The organism is Ralstonia sp. ASV6 (assembly GCF_016429285.1).
In the GTDB taxonomy this organism is placed as follows: domain Bacteria; phylum Pseudomonadota; class Gammaproteobacteria; order Burkholderiales; family Burkholderiaceae; genus Ralstonia; species Ralstonia flaminis.
The window spans coordinates 1-21,603 of the sequence record NZ_JAELUI010000095.1; the positions used below are offsets into that span (position 1 = coordinate 1).

21 protein-coding genes are annotated in these 21,603 nt (G+C 63.8%); 6 read left to right on the forward strand and 15 right to left on the reverse strand.

Features of this window, described 5'->3' with window-relative positions:
• Positions 1 to 569: 569 nt before the first annotated feature.
• From JHD73_RS18345 to JHD73_RS18355, 3 genes are all read right to left on the reverse strand, one after another.
• Complete coding sequence (locus JHD73_RS18345) at positions 570 to 998, reverse strand: hypothetical protein (RefSeq protein ID WP_199031684.1); 429 nt, start codon at positions 996 to 998, stop codon at positions 570 to 572.
• Between the two features lie 429 nt (positions 999 to 1,427).
• Complete coding sequence (locus JHD73_RS18350; RefSeq protein ID WP_199031685.1) at positions 1,428 to 2,336, reverse strand: DUF6402 family protein; 909 nt, start codon at positions 2,334 to 2,336, stop codon at positions 1,428 to 1,430.
• On the reverse strand, positions 2,333 to 2,890 hold the full coding sequence (locus JHD73_RS18355; protein ID WP_199031686.1) for a PAAR domain-containing protein: 558 nt from the start codon (positions 2,888 to 2,890) through the stop codon (positions 2,333 to 2,335). Before JHD73_RS18355 ends, JHD73_RS18350 begins: the two co-directional genes overlap by 4 nt.
• Positions 2,891 to 3,079: 189 nt before the next feature.
• Between JHD73_RS18355 and ettA the strand changes: the two genes are divergently transcribed.
• Positions 3,080 to 4,747, forward strand: a complete 1,668-nt coding sequence (gene ettA / locus JHD73_RS18360; RefSeq protein WP_199031687.1) for an energy-dependent translational throttle protein EttA — start codon at positions 3,080 to 3,082, stop codon at positions 4,745 to 4,747.
• A gap of 44 nt (positions 4,748 to 4,791) precedes the next feature.
• Here ettA and JHD73_RS18365 read toward each other — a convergent pair whose 3' ends face one another.
• The 5 genes from JHD73_RS18365 to JHD73_RS18385 all read right to left on the reverse strand — a co-directional run bounded on the left by JHD73_RS18365 (position 4,792) and on the right by JHD73_RS18385 (position 10,326).
• On the reverse strand, positions 4,792 to 5,025 hold the full coding sequence (locus JHD73_RS18365) for a CDGSH iron-sulfur domain-containing protein (protein ID WP_199031688.1): 234 nt from the start codon (positions 5,023 to 5,025) through the stop codon (positions 4,792 to 4,794).
• A gap of 12 nt (positions 5,026 to 5,037) precedes the next feature.
• Positions 5,038 to 5,526, reverse strand: coding sequence for an aminoacyl-tRNA deacylase (locus JHD73_RS18370; RefSeq protein ID WP_039598829.1), 489 nt, complete (start codon positions 5,524 to 5,526; stop codon positions 5,038 to 5,040).
• Between the two features lie 156 nt (positions 5,527 to 5,682).
• Positions 5,683 to 5,994 (reverse strand): PXPV repeat protein, encoded by a 312-nt coding sequence (locus JHD73_RS18375; RefSeq protein WP_199031689.1) that lies wholly within the window; start codon positions 5,992 to 5,994, stop codon positions 5,683 to 5,685.
• 187 nt (positions 5,995 to 6,181) lie between these two features.
• Complete coding sequence (mdoH, locus tag JHD73_RS18380; protein WP_199031690.1) at positions 6,182 to 8,770, reverse strand: glucans biosynthesis glucosyltransferase MdoH; 2,589 nt, start codon at positions 8,768 to 8,770, stop codon at positions 6,182 to 6,184.
• Complete coding sequence (locus JHD73_RS18385; protein WP_269848290.1) at positions 8,743 to 10,326, reverse strand: glucan biosynthesis protein G; 1,584 nt, start codon at positions 10,324 to 10,326, stop codon at positions 8,743 to 8,745. The genes mdoH and JHD73_RS18385 overlap by 28 nt, the downstream gene beginning before the upstream one ends.
• Positions 10,327 to 10,630: 304 nt before the next feature.
• Here JHD73_RS18385 and JHD73_RS18390 point away from each other — a divergent pair, with 304 nt between their 5' ends.
• Entirely contained in the window at positions 10,631 to 11,353 is a 723-nt protein-coding gene (locus JHD73_RS18390) for a hypothetical protein (protein ID WP_199031691.1), read from the forward strand.
• A 124-nt stretch (positions 11,354 to 11,477) separates the two neighbouring features.
• Positions 11,478 to 11,657, forward strand: a complete 180-nt coding sequence (locus tag JHD73_RS18395; protein WP_039598834.1) for a hypothetical protein — start codon at positions 11,478 to 11,480, stop codon at positions 11,655 to 11,657.
• A gap of 19 nt (positions 11,658 to 11,676) precedes the next feature.
• Here the strand turns inward: JHD73_RS18395 and JHD73_RS18400 are convergent, their stop codons facing one another.
• The 6 genes from JHD73_RS18400 to hemA all read right to left on the reverse strand — a co-directional run bounded on the left by JHD73_RS18400 (position 11,677) and on the right by hemA (position 16,794).
• Positions 11,677 to 12,312 (reverse strand): UbiX family flavin prenyltransferase, encoded by a 636-nt coding sequence (locus tag JHD73_RS18400; RefSeq protein WP_199031692.1) that lies wholly within the window; start codon positions 12,310 to 12,312, stop codon positions 11,677 to 11,679.
• A gap of 32 nt (positions 12,313 to 12,344) precedes the next feature.
• Positions 12,345 to 12,656 carry a Grx4 family monothiol glutaredoxin gene (grxD, locus tag JHD73_RS18405; protein ID WP_199031693.1) on the reverse strand — a complete coding sequence of 104 codons (312 nt, stop codon included), beginning with the start codon at positions 12,654 to 12,656 and terminating at the stop codon, positions 12,345 to 12,347.
• A gap of 90 nt (positions 12,657 to 12,746) precedes the next feature.
• A complete protein-coding gene (gene prmC / locus JHD73_RS18410) occupies positions 12,747 to 13,634 on the reverse strand; it encodes a peptide chain release factor N(5)-glutamine methyltransferase (RefSeq protein ID WP_199031694.1) in 888 nt (295 codons plus the stop codon).
• 89 nt (positions 13,635 to 13,723) lie between these two features.
• Entirely contained in the window at positions 13,724 to 14,119 is a 396-nt protein-coding gene (locus JHD73_RS18415; RefSeq protein WP_199031695.1) for a hypothetical protein, read from the reverse strand.
• Positions 14,120 to 14,308: 189 nt separating this feature from the next.
• Positions 14,309 to 15,391: a peptide chain release factor 1 gene (gene prfA, locus JHD73_RS18420; RefSeq protein ID WP_199031696.1), complete on the reverse strand. Its 1,083-nt coding sequence runs from the start codon at positions 15,389 to 15,391 to the stop codon at positions 14,309 to 14,311.
• A 95-nt stretch (positions 15,392 to 15,486) separates the two neighbouring features.
• On the reverse strand, positions 15,487 to 16,794 hold the full coding sequence (gene hemA, locus JHD73_RS18425) for a glutamyl-tRNA reductase (RefSeq protein WP_199031702.1): 1,308 nt from the start codon (positions 16,792 to 16,794) through the stop codon (positions 15,487 to 15,489).
• A gap of 253 nt (positions 16,795 to 17,047) precedes the next feature.
• Between hemA and JHD73_RS18430 the strand changes: the two genes are divergently transcribed.
• From JHD73_RS18430 to JHD73_RS18440, 3 genes are all read left to right on the forward strand, one after another.
• Complete coding sequence (locus tag JHD73_RS18430; protein ID WP_199031697.1) at positions 17,048 to 17,296, forward strand: GlsB/YeaQ/YmgE family stress response membrane protein; 249 nt, start codon at positions 17,048 to 17,050, stop codon at positions 17,294 to 17,296.
• A complete protein-coding gene (locus tag JHD73_RS18435) occupies positions 17,227 to 18,699 on the forward strand; it encodes a DKNYY domain-containing protein (protein WP_199031698.1) in 1,473 nt (490 codons plus the stop codon). Before JHD73_RS18430 ends, JHD73_RS18435 begins: the two co-directional genes overlap by 70 nt.
• Before the next feature lie 73 nt (positions 18,700 to 18,772).
• Positions 18,773 to 20,266, forward strand: a complete 1,494-nt coding sequence (locus JHD73_RS18440; RefSeq protein WP_199031699.1) for a hypothetical protein — start codon at positions 18,773 to 18,775, stop codon at positions 20,264 to 20,266.
• A gap of 71 nt (positions 20,267 to 20,337) precedes the next feature.
• Here the strand turns inward: JHD73_RS18440 and ychF are convergent, their stop codons facing one another.
• Positions 20,338 to 21,432, reverse strand: a complete 1,095-nt coding sequence (gene ychF / locus JHD73_RS18445) for a redox-regulated ATPase YchF (protein WP_199031700.1) — start codon at positions 21,430 to 21,432, stop codon at positions 20,338 to 20,340.
• Positions 21,433 to 21,603 lie beyond the last annotated feature (171 nt).

Consider the following 21,603-nt stretch of genomic DNA (forward strand, 5'->3'; position numbering starts at 1 on the left):
GGCTGAAACCTGCTACCGATTCAACCACCGTGACGAGGACTTGAAACCCTTACTGCGCAAGCTTCTGCAGGCAACCCCTACCCTCGAAATTCAACCCATTTTGGTCCGGTTTGGGTAGGAATTACCTTCTTTTGTGCAAGTGGAGAGGGATTAATCGCAGCGGCAGGGCGGGGGAGGAGCACCCTCCTTCCCGTTTGGGCATGTTCCGGGTGACGAGCCCGGCGGCAGTGGTATCTCGTGAGAGCCATCGCCAATGCCAACCACGACTGACAATCTGCCGCATCTTGGCCAGGAAATTTCTCCGTTGCCACTCATGTCAAAAATTTCAGTCTCGCCGAGCAATGTGCGTGGCGAGCGCTCGTATAAGCGTACAAATCCCGGTGAGTCGGCAGATTTCCAGAAAATCTGGCTACTCACATCCCATGGTGACCACACTTCGAAACGATAGATGCCGTTTGGGCTGCTTGTGCTGTATTCGAGACGCCCCAACCCTTTGGGTGCCCAGTACATGAACAAGCCACCTGCGAGCAGACATCCAAGCGTGAGCCATTTCCAGCGAATGGTGATTGTTAGTTCCATCGTTCGTAGCGGCAGGGAGGCAAGTGTTTGTCGGGACTTGGATAGTCTTCAGGCGGCGACCCGGGAGGAAGCTTCAGGAAATACGCGTCGTCGCCATTTCCGACGATTAGCATTCGGTTATCGGGGTCAGGCCAGAAAATCTGGCCGTTGCCATTCATGTCAAAGACGCGGCTTTCTCCAATGAGCGCACGTGTGTCGTTGCGGTACACGCGAATGAACCCTGGGGATTCAGCGTTCCACCATCCCCACCCACTGAAGATTGAGGGCGACCAGTTTTCGACCCGATAGGTGCAGCTTGGACTGTTGGTGATGTAGTCAATGCTTCCAAGCCCTTTGCCTGCCCACCGCACGAACAGTAGGCTCGCTAGCAGTAATGCAAGTGCGAGCCATTTCCAGCGAATCGTGGTGGTCAATTGCATTTACTCGCAACGACAAGGTGCAGGGTTTTCGCCTTCTTGTCGTGGGTAGTCCCCCGGCGGTGATCCGGGCGGGAGCCTCAGGATATATGCATCATCGCCTACGCCCACCATCAATGTGGGGCTTTCGGGAAGCGGCCAGAAAATCTCGCCATTGCCATTCATATCGAAAATCTCACTCTCTCCAATCAGCTTGCGAGTTGCATTGCGGTACACCCGAACGAAACGGGGGACATTTGCGTTCCACCAACCCCACCCACTGAAAACCGATGGCGACCAGATTTCGATTCTGTAAACCCCGTTTGGGCTGTTGCTGATGGACTCGATGCTCCCAAGTCCTTTGGGCGCCCAGTGCATAAATAGTGCGCTTGCGACAAAACATCCAAGAGCAACCCATTTCCAGCGAAGGTCAATTGTCACTTTCATGGGGTATTAAAGCTGGATTTCACGTGCAATGGGTTGATGCCATCGAACATCAGAAAATACGAGAAAATCGCCGCCGGAATTATGAGCCTCTCGCCAGCGCCGAAAGTCTCCGTTGAAAACAGGTACGAAGCCCGGATAGCGCGCAGCGAGTTCGCTGTGTTGGGCGAACAAACTGTCCCTTCCAGCTCCGGACAGGAGCGCGAAGTACTCAACGGTTTCGGCTTTAGTCAGGCAGCGATCGCGGCTCCATACACCCAGTGGTTCAGGGGTGAAGCCGCCGTCGTTGAAGTCGTAGGTGTCGCGGATGTAGCAGCCCAATTGATCCACAACAAAGATGTCACGGCCACTAGCGGATTGGCCTGTGTATCCCACTACAGCCGCATAGCAGACGGCAACTCCCAGGGCGCCATACATATCATCCAGCGTGTCATCGCGCTTGCCAAATATGCTTAGATTCATTTGGCAGGTGGCATGGAGTTCTCTTGCTGTGACGAGAGGGTGACCCGTGTACGGCGCGTATCCGAGCCGTACAGGCGATTGTTTGCCCTGATGCCACCCCTGTTTTGTCAGTTGGATCTTGAGGGCCTCCACGCCTTTCGGGCTGGCCCAGTTGGCAAGTAGCCGATCATATGCCTCAGCGCACCTGGGGTAACGAAGCGCCCAATCCAGCTTGACGATTTTGTCGTCGTACTCTCGAGGTGAGAGGGTGAGCGGGCTGATCCTGCCGTTACGGACATTTTCGATCATCACAGAATTTTTATTACTAAACCACCGCCGCATCAACCTTGCTGCTATCGGCCATCCCATGCGATCCATCGCACCTGGGATTTCGCTCAACTGCAGCGGTTTCAAAGAGTGGCGCGTCGGCTGATAGTTGTCTTCCGGTGCAAGCCTGGTAGTGGCAAGCGGGTTCATGCATCGACTCCAATGCGGATTTGAATGGCGTAGGCCAGGGACACACTGCTGGCCGAGCCTGCTCGAAAGCGCGCCGTTATGCCCGAGGCGTTCGTGGTTCCGGTGTGGCGGGAGCCATCGGCACTTACGAGCCCATAGTGATAGTCCGCCAGCGGTGCGCTGTTGACAGCGTGACAAAGTTGAAATGCAGCGCAGAAGGTTGTGTCAGTCTGGGTGGCTGCTGAATGTGTTGCCGATGGTGCCGGGTAAGCACTACCTTCCCCAGGTTTGAGTTGGACGTAGCAGTTGCTGCGTTGTGCGATCACGCGATGTGTGCCTCGTGGGCAGCCGCAGATGATGAGGCTACCGTCGAACGCCGCAGGCGTTCCTAGCACCTTCCAACCACTGGCACCTTCTGCAATCACGCCCCATTGTTTGCAGTCCGGGCACCAAACCTCCGAGCCGACCAAGACTGCTTGCTCTCCAAAACTCGTGGAGCGTGGCGTGCCGTTGCGAAAATGGCCTCGCCGTGTGGTGGTGTCGGTGACCAATGCAATGCGTGCACGATGACTCATGGTGGCTCCAGACAGAAGGAAACGTTGGAACCTAGCTCGACCATTGTGATCGCGATATCAGTGTTTTCTGATTCTGTGGGTGCCAGGGGGGCGCTATTTGTGGCGATTCTCTTATTGCGATCGCACTTTGCGGGCCCCTGTCGCCCCCTTTGCTACACTCCGCGCATTCCCCATTTCACGCCTCCCCCAATGTCACAGTACGTTTTCACCATGAACCGCGTGGGCAAGATCGTTCCGCCCAAGCGTCAGATTCTCAAGGACATCTCGCTGTCCTTCTTCCCCGGCGCCAAGATTGGTGTGCTGGGCTTGAACGGCTCGGGCAAGTCGACCGTGCTCAAGATCATGGCCGGCCTCGACAAGGATATCGAGGGCGAAGCCACGCCGATGCCCAACCTGAACATCGGCTACCTGCCGCAGGAGCCGCAGCTCGATCCCGCCAAGACCGTGCGCGAGGAAGTCGAGAGCGGCCTGGGTGAGGTGGTGGACGCACAGAAGCAGCTCGAAGCCATCTACGCTGCCTACGCCGAGCCGGACGCCGACTTCGACAAGCTGGCCGAAGAACAAGCCCGTCTGGAGGCCATCATTGCCGCCGGTTCGGGCGACAACCTTGAACTGCAGTTGGAAATCGCCGCCGACGCGCTGCGCCTGCCGCCGTGGGACGCCAAGATCGAACATCTCTCGGGCGGTGAAAAGCGCCGAGTGGCGCTGTGCAAGCTGTTGCTCTCGCGCCCCGACATGCTGTTGCTCGACGAGCCGACCAACCACCTGGATGCGGAATCGGTGGACTGGCTTGAACAGTTCCTCACGCGCTTTCCGGGCACGGTGGTGGCCGTGACCCACGATCGCTACTTCCTCGACAACGCCGCCGAGTGGATTCTCGAACTCGACCGTGGTCACGGCATCCCCTGGAAGGGCAACTACAGCTCGTGGCTCGACCAGAAAGAGACCCGCCTGAAGCAGGAAGAGTCGAGCGAGTCGGCACGCCAGAAGGCGCTGAAGAAGGAACTGGAGTGGGTGCGCCAGAACCCGAAGGGCCGTCAGGCCAAATCGAAGGCGCGTCTGGCCCGCTTTGACGAGCTGAACAGCCAGGAATACCAAAAGCGCAACGAAACACAGGAAATCTTCATCCCAGCTGGCGAGCGTCTGGGCAATGAAGTGATCGAGTTCGAGAACGTCAGCAAGAGCTACGGCGATCGCCTGCTGATCGACAATCTCAGCTTCACGATTCCGCCGGGCGCCATCGTCGGCATCATCGGTCCGAACGGTGCAGGTAAGTCGACGTTGTTCCGCATGCTCACGGGCAAGGAGCAGCCGGACTCGGGCACCATCAAGATCGGCCCGACGGTCAAGCTGGCCTATGTGGACCAGAGCCGCGATGCACTGTCCGCCGACAAGACCGTGTTCGAAGAAATCTCGAACGGCTCCGACATCCTGACGGTCGGCCGTTATGAGACGCCATCGCGCGCATATATCGGCCGCTTCAACTTCAAGGGCGGTGACCAGCAGAAGCATGTCGGCACGCTGTCGGGCGGTGAGCGCGGGCGCCTGCACCTGGCCAAGACGCTGATCTCGGGCGGCAATGTGCTGCTGCTGGACGAACCGTCGAACGACCTCGACGTGGAAACGCTGCGCGCACTGGAAGACGCGCTGCTGGAGTTTGCCGGCAGCGTGATGGTGATCTCGCACGATCGCTGGTTCCTCGACCGCATCGCCACGCACATCATCGCGTTTGAAGGCGACTCGCACGTCGAATTCTTCCCGGGCAACTACCAGGAATACGAAGCCGACAAGAAGAAGCGTCTGGGCGAAGAGGGTGCCAAGCCCAAGCGCATCCGCTACAAGCCGGTCGTGCGTTAAGCGGGATGCGGGCAGCTTTGTTGCTCGCATGCCCGCATCCCGGTCTACGGTGAGCGATCTGCCTCGACCGTGGGCGGCGCGTCGAGATCGTTATCGAACTCGGCGCGCTTGTGCGAGCCGTCGCAGAACGGCTTGTTCAACGAGTGCCCACAGCGGCACAGCCATGCCTGGCCGTCCTCCACCGGCAACTCGCGCCCGCCCTGGGTGACGATGTGAAACGCGCCCTTGATGTGATACGGCCCGTTGTTGCGGGCCGTGATGACGACGTCGTCGGCCATGATGGCCTCCCGTCAAAACAGGATGCCCTGCATCCGATAGGCGAAGTGCGCGGTCTTTGCGTCGCGCATCAGCGCCATGAACTGATCCATGTCCATGTGCACGACGTTCTCATGGTCTCCGGCTTCAAAGTAGACGTCGCGATGGGTCATCAGGCTGCTGTCGAGATACGTCGGCATGCCATAAGCCATGCCCACTGGCGGTACGGCACCGGCATCGCAGTCCTTGAAGACTTCGCGCAGCTCGGATTCATCGGCCAACGTCAGGTCGTCGCGGCCCGATGCCTTTTGCAGCTCCGACAGATGCAGGTGATATGTCGACGGCAACACAGCCGCGACATAGCCGAGCTTGTCCTCAAGCAACAGCGTCTTGGCCAGACGGTCCCCCGGGACATGCGCGGATTGCGCGGTTTCTGTGCTGGTGTGGGTATGCGGATGGCGAATCACCTCGTACAGGCAGCCTTTGCTGCGCAGGCAGCCGTCGAGGGTGCTGGAGATCGACATGGCGTCCTCCCGTGTGCTGTGCGGCCGGGCGGCGGGATTGCAGTGGCCGCTACGTCAGCATAGGTCGGTTTGCGATGCATGCGGGGCGTCGCGTGCAAAAGCAACGGGCCGCTCGTGTGAGCGGCCCGTTTGCCTGTTTCCGTTGATCGGCGGGTCTCAGCGATCCCAGCCGCGGTGCCAGCCATTGTCGTGGCGCCATTCGCGCTCACGCCATTCGTGACGGCGCCATTCACGTTCACGCCAGTCGTCACGGCCACGGTAGTAACCACCACCGTAGACCACCGGTGCCGGTGCGTAGTAGACCGGAGCCGGGCGATAGACCGGGGGCGGTGCGTACACAGGCGCCGGGGCCACGTAGACCGGCGCAGGCACGCCGATCGCCACGCCGACATCCACATGCGCCAGCGCCGCCGTCGAGGCGCACAGCGCGGCGCCACCCAGAACGAATGCGAGCAGTGTGCGTTTCATGATGCTTCTCCTTCGGTTGCGAGGCCGGGCAAGATTGCCGACGACTTCGTGTATCAGGTTCGTGAAGCCATTCTATGAACCGCAAGCCCGATCAGGTGATACGCAAATCCTACGGATGTAACGGAAAGTAAAACGCCCCACCGGCAAGACGCTGGTGGGGCGCGGTAGTTCAGGGGGGGCGGGTCGGTCAGCTTTGCGCAGGCTCCCAAGCCGCACGCTGCTCAGGTGACGACCACACCGCCAAGTGCAGCGCTGACAGCGAGAACGGATCCGACAGCAGCACCAGCTTTTGCTTGCCAGTGAGCTTGTCGGGGCCGACCTCCAGCGCATGACGCACGTGCGCCTCACGCACTGCCACCAGACGCTTGTCTTGCGGAAAGCGCGTCGTCGCAACTGCGCACATCAGCGCGTTGGTCACGGGGTCAACCACGGCCTGACGGAAGTCGGGCGTGGGCGGCGCATTGCGCAGATGCTTGCGCGTGGCGCGCAGCTCGCGCGGCGGCCGCACTTCCTCGGGGATCATGAACAGGTGCAGGCGGCGCATGCGCCGGCCCAGGCTCACGCGGCTCGAGAGCACCGATAGTGGGATCGACACGATCAGCGCCCCGACCACTGGCGACAGCCACCAAAGGAAGCTCGGGTTCAGCCAGTAGACGATGCCTGCCCAGACGACGCCGATGACCGTGTGCAGGCCATGGCGGCGCACCGCGTCGCTCCAGTGCGTCTGTGCGTCTTCACGCGGGGGCGATTTCCAGTGCACCTTCCAGCCAAGAAAGGCGGCCGTCACAAAACGCGTGTGGAACAGCATGCGCACGGGTGCAGCGAGCACCGAGAACGCGGCTTCGATCACCATCGACGCCGCCAGATGCAGTGCGCCGCCGAAGCGCTTCGGCCCCTGTGCCCACAGCACCAGCACGCTGAGGATCTTCGGCAGGAACAGCACGGTGGCGGTGGCCGAGAATAGCGCGGCGGCCTTTTCCGGATGCCACTCCGGCCAGATCGGGAAGAGCTGGCGCGGCTGCGTGAAGTACTCCGGCGCGATCAGCGTGTGCTTGGCCAGTAGCGCGGTGGAGAGCAGCAGGAACAGGAACCACAGCGGCGCCGACAGATACGCCATCACCCCGGTGATGAATACCGCGCGGTGCACGCGGTGGAAGCCCGGTGCGCCGAACAGGCGGAAGTTCATCAGGTTGCCGTGGCACCAGCGGCGGTCGCGGCCCAGCTCGTCGAGCAGGTTGGGCGGCATCTCTTCGTAGCTGCCGTCCAGGTCGTAGGCGATCCACACGGCCCAGCCGGCGCGGCGCATCAGCGCGGCTTCGACAAAGTCGTGCGACATGATCTCGCCCGACAGCGAGCCCTTGCCCGGAATCGGCGCGAGCGCGCAGTGCTTGATGAACGGGTCCAGCCGGATGATGGCGTTGTGGCCCCAGTAGTGCGATTCACCGAGTTGCCAGTAGTGCAGGCCGGCGGTGAACAGCGGCCCGTACACGCGCGTGGCGAACTGCTGGATACGTGCGTACAGCGTATCGCGCCCGGCAGCACGCGGCGCGGTCTGGATGATGCCGGCGGACGGTGCGCCTTCCATCAATTGCACCAGACGCGTCAGGCAATCGCCGCTCATCACGCTGTCGGCGTCGAGCACGATCATGTAGCGGTATTTGCCGCCCCAGCGCCGGCAGAAATCGTCGATGTTGCCGCTCTTGCGCTTCACGCGGTGGCGGCGCCAGCGGTAGAAGATACGGCCAAAGCCATCGAGCGCTCGGCAGATGTGCAGCCAGGCGTCGGCCTCTGCGGTGCGGATGTCCGCGTCGCCGGAGTCTGACAGCACGAAGAAATCGAAGTGCTCCAGATGCCCCGTACGCTCCAGCGATTCGTATGTCGCGCGCAGGCCCGCGAACACGCGCTGCACATCTTCATTGCAGATCGGCATGACGATGGCGGTACGTGCATCGTCCGGAATCACGGCATCGGGCGAGGCGCGGCGCGAGATGACGAAGCGGTCCCCATGGAAGGCCAGCAGCAGGAAGCCGGTGATGGCCGTCCAGAACCCTGCCGACACCCAGCAGAACAGCACCGCAAACAGCACGATGATGATGGCCTCAAGCCAGTCGTGACCGTGATACGGCAGCACTGTGCTCATCGCCCAGGTGGCGGCGACGGTCTGCGCAATCATCAGCGCGAGCAGCGTCAGGCGGCGGCGTGCGCCGACAAAACGCCAGATGCCCTTTGGGTCCGGCGAATCGGGTGCTTCATAGGGCTGGGGCTTTTTGCCGCCGTGCATCCAGCGGTCAAAGGCGTTGCGTGCGCGCCAGATCGGCCCGAGCACCCACGGCCAAGGCACCATCGAACGACGGGCGGGCGTGGGGCCGGTGTCCAGGTGGATGCGGCCCTCGCTGTCGTGTTCGACCGGCGGTGCAGGTTCGGCAGCCGGCTCCGTCGATGCGGCATCAGCGCGCGTGGCGCCGTAGGCGGCGTCCAGGCGCGTACCTACTGATGCGTAAGCCGGTGCCTCGGCTTCGAGCGAAGTCGTCTGCGCCGGGTCGAGCTTGGCCAGCGCGCGGTGCAGTTTGGCAAGCGCCGCCGCATCATCGTCACCCGCCGCAATGGCCGCATCACGTACGAGCGCAGCGCGCGCCTCGGCAGCGAGCGGAAGCGCCTCAAGATAGCGATCGGCCACGGACTCGGGAGAGGGCATCGTGGCCGGGCTGGCGGAGGCGGCTGTGCCGCCATTCTGGGCTGTCGTCACGTTCAGCCCGGCGGTAGCAGGTAGCTCCACGTCTCAGAAATTCCGGTACCGCCGCTGCGCAGGTAGCCGCGCAGCTCGATGGGTTTGTCGTCGTCGACCCGCTTGAGGCGCACGGTCACGCGCCAGCCGCCGGTCGCGGTGTTGGGTTGGCCAAAGATCGATTCGATCTTGCCGTTGGCATCTGCCGAGAACACCGGTTCGACCGGTGCATTGGGCGGCAGCTTGGCCAGCGCCGGGCCTTCAAAATCGACCACGAAGGCGATCGTGTCGTCGGGCTTGCGCTCATCTGGGCGCTTGGTGGTCCAGCCGTGCGAGCGGCGTGTCTGCGTGACCCAGGACAGCGCTGGCTTCTTGTCGCCGTCTTTCTGCCACAGCATGCGGTACTCGAAGTTGTACGGCTGCTGCGGCTTGGGCGGGTTCTCGGGCACCCAGTAGGCAACCACGTTGTCGTTGGTCTCGTCTGGCGTCGGAATCTGCACGAGCTCCACGCGGCCGGCGCCCCACTTGCCCACGGGCTCGATCCAGGTGCTCGGGCGCAGTTCGTAGCGGTCGCCGATCTCTTCGTAGCTGGAGAACGCGCGGTCGCGCTGCATCAGGCCGAAGCCGCCCGGGTTGGTGGTCGAGAACGAACTGACCAGTAGGCGCTTGGGATTCGTCAGCGGTCGCCAGATCCATTCACCCGTGCCGGAGAGCACCGACAGGCCGTCGGAGTCATGCACCTCGGGGCGGAAGTCCAGCGCGCTGGCCGGCTGGTTCTCGCCAAAGAAGAACATGCTGGTGAGCGGGGCAATGGCCAGCTTGCTGACGTTTTCGCGCATGTAGACCTGCGCCTTTACGTCGACCACCGTGTCGGTACCGGGCTTGATGACGAAGCGGTACGCACCCGTGGCGCGGCGCGAATTCAGCAGCGCATAGACCGTCAACTCCTTGGCATTGGCCGCCGGGCGCTCGATCCAGAAATCGGTGAAGCGGGGGAATTCCTCGCCCGAGTTGAGCGCGGTGTCGATGGCCAGGCCGCGCGCGGAGAGGCCATAGACCTGGTTCTTGCCGATCGCGCGGAAGTACGACGCGCCCAGGAAGACGATCACTTCGTCCTTGTACTTGGGCGTGTTCATCGCGTAGTGCACGCGGAAGCCGGCAAAACCCAGGTGCTGCAGTTGCTTGGCGTCCAGCTTGACCGGGCCGTAGTCGAACAGGCGCGGGTCGAAGCGAATCTCGCGTATGCCGGCCGGCGAGACCTCGTTGATCTTCACCGGCTGGTCGTAGTACGAGCCTTCATGGAAGAAGCCGAGTTCGAACGGCAGCTTGTCGCGGCGCCAGTAGGCTTGGTCCGACTTGAAGCGGATCTCACGGTACTGATCGTAGCGAAGTTCGCGCAACTGGCGTGGCAGCGTTTCGGTCGGGGCTTGGTAGGGCTTGGTCGCCAGTTGCTTGGCGCGTACGGCCACGTCATTGAAGCCGAAGGCCAGAGCCGCATGTGCCGAAGCCAGTGCCAGCAGGCCCACAGCCAGCCGTGCATAGCCGGCAAGCGAGCGAGTCCGGCGGGACGGGCTGGAATGGAAGGGAACAGCGTCGGGAGTGTTCAAAATGAGATCGCGTACTGTGCGGCAGGTTGGGGGAAAGTGATGCTTGGGCCTGCCGATCATTCGTCTGTGCCCCCGGGATTTTACCCGCCGGACCTTTACGAGATCAAAACCGGCAACATTTTGATAACGTTTCCGCCGGTATTCCGCCCATAACCGTGTCAAGTTGCGTGTAAGCCTCGTCTTTTCGTTGGGGCAGCCTGTCGGGCGAGGGAACGCGACCCCGCCCGTCGGGTCAGAATCGCGTTCGCCATCGCCCGCCATGCGTGCATGGCACACTCTCGGCTCTTTCCTTCATGGAGTTCGCATGACTTGCTGGACGCGCGGCGCCGTAGCGCTCGTTTTCTCGACCTCGCTGCTGGCGCCAGTGGCGTTTGCTGCATCTGCGGCCAAGGCGGCACCCAAGGCCGCAGCACCGGCCAAGGCGGTGCGTGATCCGGGTGACGTGGCCGTGTTGCTCGATGCCTTCCCGCTCGGCAAGCCGCTGCGCAAGCTGCCCTCGTGCGAAGACGTGCGCGCCGCGGGCGGCAAGGATGTCTCCGAATACTGTTCCGACACACTGGAATCGCACGGTCGCACGCGCTCGCTGGGGGTGCCGTCGGCAAAACGTCCTGAGCTGATGGACGGCCCGCAGGCGGTGCTGCTGATCGACCAGGACGGCAACATCGCCGGCATGTTCGTGCCGACGCGCGGTGTGGATACTGAGCAGCGCATCTTCCAGGCGCTGTCCGATCGCTATGGCAAGCCTGCGCAGGAAGGCAAGGCGCCGCTCAAGCTGAAGTCGGGCAAGACGGTCGATTCACTGCGCGCGCGTTGGGCGGGACATCAGACCATCGTGACGATGTACGCGATTCCCGAAGAACCGCAGAACGGTACGGTGGAGTTTCTCTGGGCGCCGCGCGCTGGTGCAGTGATGGACCAGATGCGCGCAGAAGTGGACCCCGATGCGCCCAAGCCGGCTTCCGGTGTGGCGGCATCGGTGCCTGCCGCATCGGGCAAGCCAGCCACGGGGAAGGCGACGCCACAGTAGTGCGCTTACGGACACACACGCGTAGTGTCCCGTTACATCCTTTACACCCGCATGACCCCGGCGTCGCCCGCACCGGCTTATAACGTCCGCATGGCCTCATTGGCGGGGCCGAAGGACGTTAATCATGAAAATCGTGGCTTTGGCCCTGTTGGCTGCGACGCTTGGGGGGTGTGCGGTGTATCCGGCACCGGTGGCGGTTGCGCCCGCACCGGTCTACGCGGCGCCGGCCTATCCGGCTTACTACGGCGGTTACGGTTATTGGGGACCGTCGGTGTACTTCAACTACCACGGCGGTCGCCGTTGATTCGCGGCAAGCGGGTGGGCTAGTCGACCGAATGCAGCCCCGGCCAGCCCGGCGCCAGCGTCTGCGGCAGGCCCAGCAAATCGAGCACGCGCCCCACCGTGTGGTCGACCAGGTCGTCGATGGTCTTGGGGCGCTGGTAGAAGCCCGGCACGGGCGGGAAAACGATGCCGCCCATCTCGGTCACAGCCGTCATGTTGCGCAGGTGCGCGAGGTTCAGTGGCGTTTCGCGCACCATCAGGATCAGGCGGCGGCGCTCCTTGAGCGTGACATCTGCCGCGCGCGCAATGAGGTTGTCCGACAGGCCGTGCGCGACGGCCGCCAGTGTTCTCATTGAGCACGGCGCCACCACCATCGCCTCGGCAGCGAATGAGCCGCTGGCAATCGTCGCGCCGATGTCGCGCACGTTATGCACCACGTGTGCGAGCGCTTCCACTTCTTCGCGCGTCATGTGCAGCTCGTGCTGCACGTTCATCAGCCCTGCAGGCGACATCAGCAGGTGCGACTCCACCCCCGCTGATGCACGCAGCTCCTGCAGAACCTGCAGCAGCCGCACGCCGTAGATTGCCCCCGACGCGCCCGTGATCGCCACGATGATGCGGCGCGTGCGCTGCGCATCAACGGGGGCGGATCGGGCGGAGGATACAGGCGCGGTCACGCTGAAATGAGGACGCGTTGAGTGATCGGCAATCAGGCCGCCAGCAGCGGCTGCAGTTCGCCGCTCTGGTACATCTCCATCATGATGTCCGAGCCACCGATGAATTCGCCCTTCACGTAGAGCTGCGGAATGGTCGGCCAGTTGGCGTATTCCTTGATGCCCTGGCGGATCTCGTCGTCTTCCAGCACGTTGACGGTGTGCGGCTGATCCACGCCGCAGGCCTTCAGGATCTGGATGGCGCGGCCCGAGAAGCCGCACATCGGAAATTGTGCCGTGCCCTTCATGAAGAGGACAACGGGGTGGCCTTTGACGATCTGGTCGATCTTTTCGTGCGTGGTGCTCATGGGGAGACTCGATTCGGTAAGGGGAGGCGACGGCTGCCGCATCCGCATTGGAAAACCCACCTATTTTAGCGAGATTCGGCCTGCGCCGTTTCAGGCCGGGGTTTTGGCGGTCGGCCAGCGTCCGCCGCTGCAGCGATCGTGGCTCGCCAGATCCTGTGCGGTAAAGACGTCGGCAAAGCCCGCCTGCGTCAGCAATGCGCGCACGGCCTCGCCCTGGTCGTAGCCGTGTTCGAGTAGCAGCCAGCCGTCGGCGGCCAGGCGTGCCGGGGCGCCAGTGATGATGGTGCGCAGATGCCGCAGGCCATCGTCGTGATCGGTGAGGGCGCTGGGGGGTTCGAAGCGCAGGTCGCCCTGGCCGAGATGTTCGTCGGTGGCGGCGATGTAGGGTGGGTTGCTGACGATCAGATCGAAGACGTGTGGCGCGTCGGCTTCGGCCAGCGCGCCGTACCAGTCGCCCAGTGCGGCATGCAGATTCGTGGCGCCGAGCGCTTGCGCGTTGCCCATCGCCACGGCCAGTGCATCGGCGGACGCATCGGTGGCCCATACGCGTGCATCGCGGCGCGCGAGGGCAATGGTGATGGCGATGATGCCGCTGCCGGTGCCCATGTCCAGTACATCGGGGGTGTCGCGTTCTTCGATGCGATCCAGTGCTTGTTCGACCAGCAGCTCCGTATCCGGGCGCGGGATCAGCACAGCCGGCGTTACGCGGAACATGCGGCCGAAGAATTCACGCTCGCCCAGCAGATAGGCCATCGGCTCGCCGGCCAGGCGGCGTGTGGCGAGTTCGCTGATCTGTTGGCGCACAGCTTTGTCGATGCCATACGTGTCTTGCGTGATGAGCTGCACGCGCGACAGGCCGGTCGCATGCGAGACCAGCATGCGTGCTTCCAATGCAGGTAGACCAGCGCCGGTGAGCGCGGCCAGCGCATCGGCCACGCGGGCCAGGGTTTCGGGCGTAATCACGGAGACGGGCGACACGATGGGAGGCTGCGGCAAAGATCGGGCGCACAAAATAACACGGGCCCGAGAATTCGGGCCCGTCAGGCAAGCACAACGAAGCGTGCGGCTTACTGCTTGGTGGCGTCCTTGACCTTGTCGGCGCCTTCCTTGGCCACATCGGCTGCCTTGTTGGCGGCGTCCTTGGCTGCATCCTTGGCTTGGCTCATGGCGTCTTTGGCCTGGTCCATCGCGCCCGATGCTGCGTCCTTGGCTTGCGCCACTGCACCGGAGGCGGCATCCACGGCAGCTTGTGCGCCGGAGGCGGCTTGGGTCACGCCGGCTTTTGCGGCATCGGTGGCTTGGCCGGCAACATTGCTGGCGCTGTCGACGGCGCTCTTGGCGGCATCGGCCGATTGCTGGATGGCGTTCTTGGCGGCGTCGGCCGCGTCGTCCTTCTTGCCGCAGGCGGCCAGGCCAAGCGCGAGGGTGGTAGCAACGGTGATGGCCAGCAGTTGGGTACGCATGGAGATTCTCCTAATCGTCGTGGTGGTTGCCGCGCCTGTCAGGGGAAGGTGGCCACCGGGTGCGACCGGCGGCGCACTCGGCGCGATCGAGGTCGATTATAGGAACGGGCCGTCGACATGCCACCGCGCAAAGCTGTATCAAACGCAAGCGGATGTTACGAGACGGCCGCTTTTTAACAATCGGGCCCGTTAGCTGTCCTCGCCCAGCGCGGCGAGCTGCTCGGCCTGGTGCTCGGCGGCCAGCGCGCCCACGAGTTCATCGATGTCGCCGTCCATGATCGCGTCGATCTTGTACAGCGTCAGGTTGATGCGGTGGTCGGTCACGCGGCCCTGCGGGAAGTTGTATGTGCGGATGCGGTCGGAGCGGTCGCCCGAGCCGATCAGGCTCTTGCGTGCGCTGGCTTCCTTGGCCTGCGCCTCACGCTCCTGGCGATCCTTCAGGCGTGCGGCCAGGACCTGCATGGCGCGGTCCTTGTTGCGGTGCTGGCTGCGGTCGTCCTGGCATTCCACCACCACGCCGGTCGGCAGGTGGGTGATGCGCACGGCCGAATCCGTCTTGTTGATGTGCTGACCGCCCGCGCCGGACGCACGGAAGGTATCGATGCGCAGGTCGGCCGGGTTGATCTGGATGTCGGTCAGCGCATCGGCCTCGGGCATGATCGCCACGGTGCAGGCGGACGTGTGGATGCGCCCCTGCGTTTCAGTGGCCGGCACGCGCTGCACGCGGTGGCCGCCCGACTCGAACTTCAGCCGCGAATACGCGCCTTCGCCCGCCAGCCGCACGATCACTTCCTTGTAGCCGCCCAGGTCCGAAGGCGATTCGCTCACGATCTCCACCTGCCAGCGCTGGCGTTCGGCAAAGCGCGTGTACATGCGCAAGAGGTCGCCCGCGAAGAGCGCGGATTCATCGCCGCCTGTGCCGGCGCGGATTTCCACGAAGATGTTGCGATGGTCGTTCGGGTCTTTCGGCAGCAGCAGGCGTTGCAACTCGCCTTCGAGTGCTTCCAGCCGTTCGCGTGCGGCGCGGAGTTCGTCTTCGGCAAACGCCTTCATGTCCGGATCGGCCAGCAGCTCTTGCGCGGTGGCGATGTCGTCCTCGGCCAGCTTCCACGCGGCGAATTGCGCGACCACGGGTTCCAACTCGGCGTGTTCGCGCGTGAGCTTGCGGTATTGATCGAGGTTGGCGGTGGCGTCTTCGCGCGCGAGCAGCGCGTTGATCTCGATGGTGCGCTCGGCCAGTTGGTCGAGCTTGGACAGCATGCTGGGCTTCATTCGGGCAGTCGCTGATGGAAACGCTAAGGCGAGGGCGGCGCAGGATGCCGCGCCGGAACATGCGCCACGGATGGACGCGTGCGGACGAGGCGCCGCTAGCGCTCGGAGTGGCTGGACTGGCGGAACAGTGCCGGCAGCAGATCGATGAGCTGTTCGCGGCCTTCGCCCTGCGCGTGGTTCAGCGCATGCGTCGGGCCGTGGAGGAATTTCTTGGTGAGCGCCTGCGACAGCGCTTCGAGCACCAGTGCCGGGTCATCGCCGCGCGCGAGCATGCGCTGGGCGCGTTCCAGTTCGCCCTGGCGCAGCGTTTCGGCTTGCGCGTGCAAGTCGCGGATGACTGGCACCACGCTGCGCGCATCGAGCCAGTGCATGAAGTTCTGCACGCGCGTCTCGATGATGGCCTCGGCCTGCGCCACGGCGGCCTGTCGCAGCGCATTGCCCTCGCGCACGATGGCGCCGAGATCGTCCACGGTGTAGAGGAAGATGTCCGACAGGCGCGCGACTTCAGGTTCGATATCGCGCGGCACGGCCAAGTCGACCATGAACATCGGGCGGTGGCGGCGCTGCTTGATGGCGCGCTCCACGGCACCCAGGCCGATGATGGGCAGCGTGCTGGCGGTGCACGAGACGACGATGTCGAACTCGGCCAGCTTGGTCGGCAGTTCGGCCAGGCGCACGGCGTGGGCGTTCAGTCCCTGGTTCGACAGGGCTTCGGCCAGCTTCTCGCCGCGCTCCAGCGTGCGGTTGGCGATCACCACCTCGCGCGGCTTCTGCGCGGCGAAGTGCGTGGCGCACAGTTCGATCATCTCGCCGGCGCCGATGAATAGCACGCGCTGCTCGGCAATCGATTCGAAGATGCGCTGCGCCAGGCGCACGGCGGCGGCGGCCATCGACACGGAATGCGCGCCGATCTCCGTCGTGCCGCGCACTTCCTTGGCGACCGCAAAGGTGCGCTGGAATAGCTGATTCAGGTACGTGCCCAGTGCGCCGGCTTCAGTGGCGGTGCGCACGGCATCTTTCATCTGGCCGAGGATCTGCGTCTCACCCAGCACCATCGAATCGAGCCCGCTTGCCACGCGAAATGCGTGACGCACGGCCAGCGATTGACCCAGCGAATAGACGTGGGGCGCAAGTTCGCCTGGGTCGATGTTGTGGTGGTGGGCCAACCAGCGGATCGCGTGCTCGTGCGCCATGTCTTCGGGCAGGTTGCCGTCAGTGGCGCAGTACAGCTCGGTGCGGTTGCAGGTGGACAGGATGGCGGCCTCGGCCGTGCTCTTGCGGCGGGGCAGATGCTGGCGCAGCGTGGCCAGTGCGGGCTGGAGCTGTTCGAGCGGAAACGCCACCTTCTCGCGCAGGGAAAGCGGCGCAGTGTGGTGGTTGATTCCGAGCGTCAGCAACTGCATGTGGGGCGGCCGGTTAAGAATGAACGGCACGAATTTTGAGCACCCACGATTATAACGCCGGCCCCGACGCTCGGCAGGGCACAGGGCAATCGAACCGTCGTTCGACGCCAAAATGTTGGTTATGCATCACCTGACAGCGGGTGCGCTGTGGTTGCCTTCTGTGTGGTTTTCCGCCCTGCCTTGCGCTAAGGTACGCGTCCAATTGAATCGCGACGCATCGCAAAATCGCGCACGGCAATACGGAGAACAGGCAATGGGGTGGATCGGGCCGCTATGGATCGGGCTGGCAGTGGGGGCTGCAGCGCGTTGGCTGCATCCGGGCGGCAAACGCCTCGGCTGGCTGGCCGCGCTGGTGGCCGGCGTGATCGGCGCGTTGGTTGGCTACTACGGCGGCCAGTTCGCGCACCTGTACGCCGACGGGCAGATCATGGCGTGGACGGCGGCGGTGATCGGCGCAATGGTGGTGCCGGCCGCGTGGGGTTTGCTGCGGGGCGGACGCTGATGCGGCGTGCACGGCTAGCCGGCCTGCTCGCAGTCGCCGCAACATTGCTGAGCCTGCCGGCGGCTGGCCTGGCCTATACAGTGCGAAGCTGTACTGAGTACTGGTACCCGCCCGCGAAGCCGGGGCAATCCATCTCTGATCTGCGGCCGGAACGCACCAATGCTTGTAAGCACCATGCCATCGAGATGCGCAGTGACCGCTTTGGCGTGATCGACGGCCAGGGCTACTTCATCACCACCGATGTGAACACGTCGCGTGCGTGTGCGGGTGGCGGGCCGGCATTCAACCCCTCGTGCCTGATCCCGGGGCCGCTTCAGCGTAACGAGGTGTCCGAGGTTCGCAACTACTACCGGCTCACGCAGAATGGTGCGAGCTTGCGCCCGCTCGGTCAGGGCTATGCGACGGATGGTCGCATGGTGTTCTCATACACCTCGCCGATTGCTGGCGCGGATGCGGCCAGCTTTCAGGTCTTCACGCCGCAGGGTGCCGCTGCCGATGCCGCCTGGGCCCGGGACCGCACGCGCATCTACCACGACGAGACACCTGTGCCAGGCATGGCGCCGGGGCCGGTGACGGTGTTTGACGAGACCTTCGCCGTCAACGGTGGCCGCGTCTATGAGATCGATGCGCTGGACGGCATCAAGTCGCGCCCTGACGTGCGCCCAAGCCTGACCGTCTTGGCCTTCGCGCAGCCGCTGTACTCCAATGTGATCAGCGATGGTCAGCACATCTACGTGAAAGGCAAACCGCTGGATGATGTGCGCGCGGCCACCTTTCAGATGCTGCCGTCGACATGCCCGGTGCCGGGGCTGCCCGGGCTGAAATGCCGGAGTGAACTCGTGCGCAACACCACGGCATCGAACTTCCGCATTGCCCGCAGCGGTAACGACATCCTGTATTTCGGCGAGGTCTACAAGGTCGTGCGCATTCGCAACGCGCCGGATTTCGTCTACTTCCAGCTCGCTGATAGTGATGAGTTGCTGGGCATCGGCGGCAATCGCGTGTTCCAGCTTGAGGAAATGGGTTCGGCAGTGGGCGATACCGTGGTCGATCGCGCCTATGTCGGCCGCCTCAACGGGCCGGCGGCCGGTTACCTCGTCGACGAGATCGGTTTTATCTCGCTGCATGATCTGGCGCGCGGCAGTGGCCCGCTGTGCGGCCAGGTGTCCGATCTCGCGACGCCCGAGCGCGACGGCGTGCCGCGCTTCGGCCCGCTGAAACGTCTGCCTGAGGCCCAGGTGCCCGCTGGCTTCAAGATCGCGTTCGAGAACACGCGCTACCGCTATCTGTTTGCCGGCGCGCAGTCGACTGAATTCGACACGGTGATCGACCTGCGCGATGGTCGCCGCATGCGGGCCAACTGGTGCGGAGAGGGCATCCAGCCGCAGGTGGTGCGACGTTAGAACGCCAAGCGTGGTTAACCGCCGTTAACATGGCTTTGCTATCGTGGCGCGCTTTGCACAAGGTGCGCCAACCATGCTCCGCTCCCGTTTCTCCAACAAGACTTTGCGCCGTGTCGGGCTGGTCATCCTGCTGGCCGCGCCGGCCTGGTACATGGGCAAGATCACCGTGGCCAAGTTCGAGATCGGTGGCGCCAGCCCCAACCAGCGCACGCTGGGCGCCGTCGCCTTTGTCGAGCAGCGCGGCATGGAGCAGATGTGCACGGGCGTGACCGTCACGCCGCAATCAACCTGGCTGATTGGCAGCTACGAGGGCTCGCGCGATGTGATGCCCGGCGATACCCACCCCATCGATATTGATGCGTTGCTGCGCGACAAGGCTACGTCCGGGGATGAGCGTGCCGGCCCGCGCGAACGGACAACCTCCTACCTCTCTCGTCTGAATGCGCAGGGCCAGTTCGAGCTGGTGGCCACGGTCAGCGGCACCACCTGCCTGCAGGCCACTCCTGACGGGCGCACGCTCTATCTGCTGACGAGCCAGGACCGCCCGGCTTCTGCCAGCGGCGATGGCATCCAGCAGAGCGCCGTGTTCCGCAGCGACGACCAGGGCAAGACCTGGGCCTGGCAACGCGCCGGGTTCATGGACACCACCAATGTTTCCGCCTGGGCGCTCAAGCTGAGCTGGTTCAGCACGCAGGAACTGTGGAGCGTGGCTTCGGGCGATGGTCTGTCCTTCGATGCAGAGGCCCCGGCAGCTGCCGGCCCGGACAATCCGGCGCCGGATTCAGGCCGCGCCGTCGCGCTGTTCTACTCCAACGACGGCGGCAAGACCGCGCAGCGCGTGCCGGTTCCTCCGTCGATGCTGGTCAACGTGGATCACGTGCGTGGCAAGGCGCCGTCGGGCGTGGAGTGGGGCTCGGGCGCTGAAGCCGTAGAGGGCGAGGTGCATGCGCAGGTCGTTCAGCTCGATGCCCAGCGCGCGGTGCTTTGGGTCTCGCAACGTTTCCGCTACAGCCGCCCCGACAGCGCTTACTACGCCGGCGCCGTGCTGGTAACCAGCCGCGCAGAGCTGCGCCGTGTCGACGGACGCTGGCAGTTGGGCGCGCCGCAACGCCTGGAAGACACCTGGGTCGACGAGGTTTACCGCAGCCCCGCGGGCCGCGTGATTGGCCTGATCGACCATGTCAGCGACAAGCGCATGCAGGTGGCACTGCTGGACCCCGCCACGCTGGCCTGGAGCGAGCAGGGCAGCCTGCCCACGTCGTTCGATCCGCTCTCCGCCAGTGCTTACACGCGCGGCTTCTGGGCGGGTCAGGAGACGCTGGTGGCCAACGTGAGCGGCACCCACCATGTGCCGAAGTGGATCTACCCCTGGTCTGCAGACGGTGCCCAGATCTCGGGCGACGCCGTGTTCTACTCGCGCGACTGGGGGCGCTCCTGGCACCGTCTGGCGATCCCGGGCTACCTGGGCGTGGCTGGCTTCGACGCCGCGCGCGACGAGGTGTTCTGGTCCAAGGGCAACTGGTACGAGAGTTCGGACAAGCGCGTCTACGGTTACGGGCTGCGCTAGTCGCCGTCGCCACGATCGCCGGACATGAAAAAAGCCCCGCAATGCGGGGCTTCTTCGTTGCGCTTGCCGGATCAGACGTTGAACAGGAAGTGCAGCACATCGCCGTCCTTGACGATGTATTCCTTGCCTTCGGCGCGCATCTTGCCGGCTTCCTTGGCGCCCTGTTCGCCCTTGAACTGGATGAAATCGTCGTACGAAATCGTCTGGGCGCGGATGAAGCCGCGCTCGAAATCCGTGTGGATGGCCGCTGCCGCACGCGGGGCGGTGTCGCCAATGTGGATCGTCCAGGCGCGCACTTCCTTCACGCCTGCCGTGAAGTACGTTTGCAGACCCAGCAGCTTGAAGGCCGCGCGGATCACGCGGTTCAGGCCCGGCTCTTCCATGCCGATGTCGGCCAGGAATTCAGCCTTGTCGGCGTCGTCCAAATCAGCGATTTCGGCTTCGATGGCGGCGCACACGGCCACCACCGGCGAATTCGTCTGCGCGGCGTAGGCGCGCACGGCGTCCAGGTGCGGGTTGTTCTCGAAGCCGTCTTCGCGCACGTTGGCCACGTACATGGTCGGCTTGGCCGTGATCAGGCACAGCGGCTTGATCGTCGCCCACTCTTCATCGGTCAGGCTCAGGCCACGCACCGGCTTGGCTTCGTCCAGCACCTTCTGGGCCTTTTCCAGCACAGCGACCAGCTTGGCGGCTTCCTTGTCGTTGCCCGACTTGGCGGCCTTGGTGTAGCGCTGCAGCGCCTTTTCCACCGTACCCAGGTCAGCGAGGGCCAGCTCGGTGTTGATGACTTCGATGTCGGCGATCGGGTCGACCTTGCCGGCCACGTGGATCACGTTGTCATCTTCGAAACAGCGCACCACATGGGTGATGGCATCGGTCTCGCGGATGTTGGCCAGGAACTGGTTGCCCAGGCCTTCGCCCTTGGACGCACCTGCCACCAGACCTGCAATGTCGACGAACTCGACCACTGCCGGCAGCACGCGCTCCGGCTTGACGATGTCAGCCAGTGCCTGCAGGCGGGCGTCCGGCACTTCCACCACGCCCACGTTGGGCTCGATCGTGCAGAACGGGTAGTTCTCGGCGGCGATGCCGGCTTTGGTCAGGGCATTGAACAGGGTCGACTTGCCGACGTTCGGCAGACCGACGATGCCGCATTGGAGGCTCATGGTGAAAAAGGCTCTAAATCAAGGGGTTGCGTGACGCTGGGGCGGCAGCAGCACAGCGGAATCAAGGCTGTGCGCGTCGTTCACGGAAAGGCGTGATTGTAACCGCTCCGGGTCGGGTCTAGCCCCTAGGACGCGGCCTCGGCGCGCTTGCGCTGGGTGCGACTGGCCAGC